This is a genomic window from uncultured Chitinophaga sp., assembly GCF_902168175.1.
In the GTDB taxonomy this organism is placed as follows: Bacteria; Bacteroidota; Bacteroidia; order Chitinophagales; family Chitinophagaceae; genus Chitinophaga.
Genome location: NZ_CABHOU010000028.1, coordinates 1 through 5,539, shown reverse-complemented (window position 1 = coordinate 5,539; position 5,539 = coordinate 1). Strand labels below are relative to the sequence as shown.

Here is a 5,539-nt window from a genome sequence, read left to right as displayed (position 1 = left end):
CGATCGTTCCAGTCGGCACCTATCCATTGGGTGCTGGCTGTGCGAACGGTGCTGGCGCCTGCATAATTGTCGTTTTCGTATAAGGTGATAGAATAACCGTCGGGCAGGGTAAAGGAAGTAAGGTCGTCGTTCAGCGCACCTCTTGCTACCATGGCGTTATGGGTATAGCTTCCCGGCGTAAATCCGATAGCGTAACCGCCATAGTTCAGGTCTTTATAAAAGAATACCTGGTCGAGCGTGGCGGCGGCTTCCAGTAACATCACAGCGCTTAGTTGCGTGGAGTAGTCGGTGGTAGCGCCAGGTTTCGTTGTCCAGTTAGGGTTAGCCAGCAGGTTAGCGGTGTTAATACCACGGCCGTTAAGAGAAGCTGCACTTGTTTTAATCGCGTTCACGTAGCGTGCGCGGTTTGTTGTGGTAAGCACGCCTTCTCTTGCCAGCAGGGTGAAGTAACGGATGAAAATACCTTTGAACAAACCTCCGTCGCCGCCGCCGGTTTCGTTGGTATAAAACACACCGTTCACCAGTTTGCTGGTCATCGCATGTTCGGCCGTAAGAATGGCATCGTTGAGGTAAGTAGCGTTACCGGTAATCTGGTACAGCTCCAGTGCGGCGCCTATCCAGGTGCCCACGTTGTAGGAGAATATCCAGCCAGGGTTTGTGTTTACCGTATTAGTGCCTGCATCATAGCCATCGTACACTTCGCCTGTGGTAGGATTTACGAGTGTGCTTTTCATCCACGCGTAAATACTTTGCGCGCGCGATAGGGCCGTAGCATTACCATTCATCTGGTATAACCGGCACATGAAAATGATAGCAGGCGCATTGGCGCAGGCGTTAAAACTGTTAGGCGTGCCTTTGTTCCATTGAATGGCGTAACTACGGCCGGAGTGCATACCCGTTTGGATATCCGTCCACAGTACATTAACGGCATTGAGGTACGCCGTGTCGCCGGTATGCTGATAAGCCCGCAGGCACGAGATGGCCATCCATTCCATGTCATCATAAAAGTAATTAAGATAGGTGTTGCCGTTAGAGGCTTTAATTCCGTACAGGAGGGTCTTCATCCTGTTCTTGTACGTATTGCTGCGGGTGCGCAAATAACCATCGGTCAGCGCATCGATGCCATTAGCGTTCCACCAGTAGTTGAAACCAGTATGGGTACCGCCGCTGGTTTGATTGTAGTACTGGCCGTTGGACGAAATAAAGGCCGAGTGTAGTGAGCCTTGTAATGCCTCCGCAGGTGCGTTATACACCGACGATTGGGCCATTACAGCGGAAGAAAGCAACAGAAGGGTTACGGGCAGGCATAAAGAATAATACCCTGCACGCAAAGCGTGTAGAAACTTTTTCATACGTGTGCTGGAATTTAAAAGTGATACAATTAACGTGGACGTGGGTTCAAAGGGTCAACTGACGGTCTTTCATACGGGCTGTTGAACTAAATACCTAAGCTTACAAAACAAATATAATGATTCGGAAACATGATAAGAACAGGCGTAAAAACAGGTTAATTGTTTTAGCAAAGCGTAGGTTTCGGACTGTATTGTAATTCCATCTCTCTAAGCGCTAAATAAAATTTTTTAAATTTTTATTTTAGCAGGACAGAGCTGCAGGCTAAACGCAGTGCAAACAGAAGAGCTGTCCCATTCTACCCCAAATCTGTCGCTTTCACCCTCCCTCTGCCACCACACAAATGCAGACCTTTAATAAAACGAAAAAACATGCAACACGATTTCGCACAACAAGCCACTAAGGCGCTCTCGGAAATGGAAACATTGCTGTCGCTGTTCAGCCGCAGCCAGATTAACAAAGTGCCGTTTGAAGGTAGCTGGACGGCTGCCCAGGTAGCCGAGCATATCAGGTTGTCTGTATCGGGCTGTGTAGAACTGATAGAAGGTGATACCACTGAAACCGAGCGCGATCCCGCAGCTTTGGAAGAAGACCTGCGAAAGATGTTTCTTAATTTCGATATCAAGATGCAGTCGCCCGATTTTGTGGTGCCGGCAGAAAGGGAATATAATAAGGACGAGCTGATCGGCGAGTTAGAGCAATTGCGGCAATTGGCGGAGGAAGCGATTATGGGAAATGATCTTACGCTCACCTGTACGGGCTTCGAATTTCCGCAATTGGGTTATATGACGGGGGAGGAGGTCGTTACTTTTATCATTGCGCATACCCAGCGCCATAATCATCAGCTTAAAAACATCTACAACGCGCTGAGTTAGGGCTTTTTTGTAAATTGGTGGTATGCACACCGGCTTTTTACAAAGGAACAAATCACTCATTATATATGGGGTGGCAATGGCCCTGCTGCTTTTTCTGCTGCGCTGGCTGGAACTGCGGCTTATTATTATAGACCATGCGTTTGAGATATACGCAGGCATTATTGCCTTACTCTTCACCGGGCTGGGCATATGGCTGGCGTTAAAACTCGCGAAGCCCAAAACGGTGGTGGTCGAAAAGGAAGTTATCATCGAACGGACTACCCCTTTTATGATGAACGATGCAGCGCTCGGAGAACTTAATATCAGCAAACGGGAACTTGAAGTGCTGGAGCTGATGGCCCAAGGTTTGTCGAACCAGGAGATTGCCGCGCAACTTTTTGTATCATTAAGCACTATCAAAACCCATTCTTCCCGCATCCTCGAAAAACTGGACGTTAAACGCCGCACCCAGGCGGTGGAAAAAGCTAAACGATTGAATATCATTCCATAATATTTTCCTACTTTAGTACTAAATCGCTTCTCGTCTCCCAAAATCATCCTTAAGTATGAGGCAAAAGCCACGGCGGAGCCTCATTTTTGTGAAAATTATCTGCAATGAAAAAGAATGTAATTGTATTTGGGCTTATCGCCGGGTTGATGGTGTCTATATGGTTAGGGATTGTTGTCGGAATGTGCATGAACGGCAAAATACACCTCGACAACGGGATGTTGTATGGATATGCTTCCATGATCCTGGCCTTTTCCATGGTATTTGTCGGCGTTAAAAATTACCGGGATAAGTATTGCGGTGGCATCATCAGTTTTGGCCAGGCGTTTAAAACCGGGCTGTTTATTACGCTGATCGCTTCTACTATTTACGTGCTGGTATGGCTGGTGTCTTATTACACCCTGATCCCCAACTTCTTTGAAGTATATTCGGAAAATTACCTTTCCGGCTTAAAGGCGGGTGGGGCCAGCCAGGAAGTGATGGCTGAGGAAATGGCCAGCATGGCAAAGTATGCCGAATGGTACAAGAATCCCCTCTTTGTAGTAGGTGCAACTTATATGGAAATATTACCCGTAGGCCTGGTGGTAACATTGGTCAGCGCACTGTTGTTAAAACGAAAAGGTACCAGGGTGGCCACTGATCTGCAAGGGGTTGGAAGATAGTTTTTAAAGATAGATACGGGCAGCGGGCAACCACCCGCTGCCTCATTCCCCGATTTTTTCTGTATTTTTAATCTCGCATAACACACTACCACCAAACCATCGGGACTACTTGGAAAGAATCGGGAATGTACATGATGAGCGCGAACTGCTCAGGCGAATATCTGAAAGTGATGAAACGGCTTTTTCTGTTTTATTCCATTCCTATTACCCATTGTTATCCACCCAGGTATACCGCATTACCCGCTCCCTGCCCGAAACGGAAGAGATAGTGCAGGACGTTTTCTTTAAAATATGGATGAGCCGCGAAACGCTGCAGTTCGTCCAAGATTTTAAACCTTACCTCTGGGTAATGGCCAAAAACCAGTCGCTGAACGTGCTGAAGAAGATGGCCCGCGAGCGTACTAACCAGGAAACCTACCTCCGCACGGGGCAGCACGAAGCAGCCGATCTGCCAGACCCCTCCCTTGTTTTCCATTCCCTGATCGACGAAGCCATTGCCAAATTGCCCCCTCAGCAACAGAAAGTATTCCTGTTAAGTCGCCGCGAGCGCCTGAAACAGGCGGAAATAGCTGGGCAGATGGGTATTACCGTATCTACCGTAAAAAAGTACATCCAGCTGGCAACTGAGTTTATCAGCCAGTATATTAAGGAGCGTTACCAGCTTGTTATTCCCCCATTGGTGCTGGCCGCCCTGTTTTTTTAATTTTTTTATCGTCCATATCTACTTTTCCCTGTTTCATATTGTCTTAATAATAGTAACTGCTATTTCATGCACGAGGAACGAGTTAAAGAATTATTTAAGAAGTACTATGACCGCACAGCTACAGAGGCCGAAACGGAAACGTTAATGGCCCTGCTGGCGGAAGATGGTCAGGATGCCGCCGTAATGCAGGAAATGCTGGAAGCATGGAACGGGCTGAAGGAAACAGAGGTCCCTTTTACCAGGACTACCGGTGATATTGTGCTTACCAGGATCTTAGGTGGGCGCGAAGCACCCGTACGCCGCATGTTCCCGTATCGCCGGGCTGCTGCCGCCGCAGTGCTGCTATTGCTGGGCGGTGCTGCCGCCTGGATATGGCAACGGCCCTCTAAACCTCCGGTAGTGGCAGCTGCTAACGTACAACCCGGCTACGACAAAGCCACCCTCACGCTCGCCGACGGTTCTGTTGTAACGCTCGACAGCAACGGCCGGCGCACCATCACGCAGGGCAGCACCACCATTCGCCAGCAGGCGGGCCAACTGTTATACGAAGGCGAAGGTGCATTGGCTGAATTAAATACACTCAGCACTCCCCGTGGCGGACAGTTTCGTGTTACGCTTCCCGATGGAACACAGGTGTGGCTGAACGCCGCTTCGTCCATCACTTTCCCCACCGCATTCAATGGAGCCGATAGAAGTGTGAAGATCACCGGCGAAGCCTATTTCGAAGTGGCGCAAATGGCGAACAAGCCATTTAAGGTGAACATCAATGATAAAAATATGGTACAGGTACTAGGTACCAGCTTCAATATTAATTCCTATACAGATGAGCCCTATATCAACACCACGCTGCTTTCCGGTGGCGTGCGTGTTTCGGCGGCCAGCGAAAATGTAGTACTGCGGCCGTTGCAGCAGGCACAGTACAAAGATAAACTCACGGTAGTGCCCGTGACGACTACCGACCAGGTAATGGCCTGGAAAGACGGCGCTTTCTACTTCACCAACGCCGACCTGCCCACCGTGCTGCGGCAGGTTAGCCGCTGGTACGATGTGGAAATTGTATATGAAGGAAAAATACCACAACGCAGCTTTGGCGGCGAAATGGGTCGCGATCTGCAACTGACGCAGGTATTAGGCATACTCGGCAAAATGGATGTGAAATTTAAACTGGAAGGGAATAAACTGATCGTAATGCAATAACAACTTTAGAGAAAGATCGTAAAAAAGAAACCGCTCTACGTACCAGGTAGAACGGCTAAAGGTTTCGGTTTCATCATAAACCAGGGTCTGGGAAGACTTTATTTATTAATCAACCAAATAACCAGTACAAAAGTATGCATTTTGAAACTTTTTGTAACCGGGGTGCTAATGTTTTGCCCAAAAGGCAGCTTAGCCAGTTGTTACGGGTCCTTATCAACAACTGTCCGCGGTTTAGTGTCCAAACACAACGTGTTATGCGATTATC

At 48.3% G+C, this 5,539-nt stretch carries 6 protein-coding genes; 5 read left to right on the top strand and 1 reads right to left on the bottom strand.

What is annotated here, in order from left to right; genetic code table 11:
* Positions 1-1,352, bottom strand: a 1,352-nt coding sequence (locus QZT80_RS06530) for a glycoside hydrolase family 76 protein (RefSeq protein WP_295119415.1), incomplete at its 3' end; no start/stop codon positions are given.
* Between the two features lie 369 nt (positions 1,353-1,721).
* On the opposite strand from QZT80_RS06530, the gene QZT80_RS06525 reads away from it, so the two are divergent.
* From QZT80_RS06525 to QZT80_RS06505, 5 genes are all read left to right on the top strand, one after another.
* On the top strand, positions 1,722-2,225 hold the full coding sequence (locus tag QZT80_RS06525; protein WP_295119413.1) for a DinB family protein: 504 nt from the start codon (positions 1,722-1,724) through the stop codon (positions 2,223-2,225).
* Positions 2,226-2,247: 22 nt separating this feature from the next.
* Positions 2,248-2,715 (top strand): LuxR C-terminal-related transcriptional regulator, encoded by a 468-nt coding sequence (locus QZT80_RS06520; protein WP_295119410.1) that lies wholly within the window; start codon positions 2,248-2,250, stop codon positions 2,713-2,715.
* 104 nt (positions 2,716-2,819) lie between these two features.
* Positions 2,820-3,374: a DUF4199 domain-containing protein gene (locus tag QZT80_RS06515; protein WP_295119407.1), complete on the top strand. Its 555-nt coding sequence runs from the start codon at positions 2,820-2,822 to the stop codon at positions 3,372-3,374.
* A 109-nt stretch (positions 3,375-3,483) separates the two neighbouring features.
* Positions 3,484-4,077: a sigma-70 family RNA polymerase sigma factor gene (locus QZT80_RS06510; protein WP_295119404.1), complete on the top strand. Its 594-nt coding sequence runs from the start codon at positions 3,484-3,486 to the stop codon at positions 4,075-4,077.
* 66 nt (positions 4,078-4,143) lie between these two features.
* Positions 4,144-5,274 carry a FecR family protein gene (locus QZT80_RS06505; protein WP_295119401.1) on the top strand — a complete coding sequence of 377 codons (1,131 nt, stop codon included), beginning with the start codon at positions 4,144-4,146 and terminating at the stop codon, positions 5,272-5,274.
* Positions 5,275-5,539 lie beyond the last annotated feature (265 nt).

Coding starts and splice junctions, on each gene's coding strand:
- QZT80_RS06525 (WP_295119413.1), top strand. CDS start 1,722: ATGCAACACGATTTCGCACAACAAGCCACTAAGGCGCTCTCGGAAATG.
- QZT80_RS06520 (WP_295119410.1), top strand. CDS start 2,248: ATGCACACCGGCTTTTTACAAAGGAACAAATCACTCATTATATATGGG.
- QZT80_RS06515 (WP_295119407.1), top strand. CDS start 2,820: ATGAAAAAGAATGTAATTGTATTTGGGCTTATCGCCGGGTTGATGGTG.
- QZT80_RS06505 (WP_295119401.1), top strand. CDS start 4,144: ATGCACGAGGAACGAGTTAAAGAATTATTTAAGAAGTACTATGACCGC.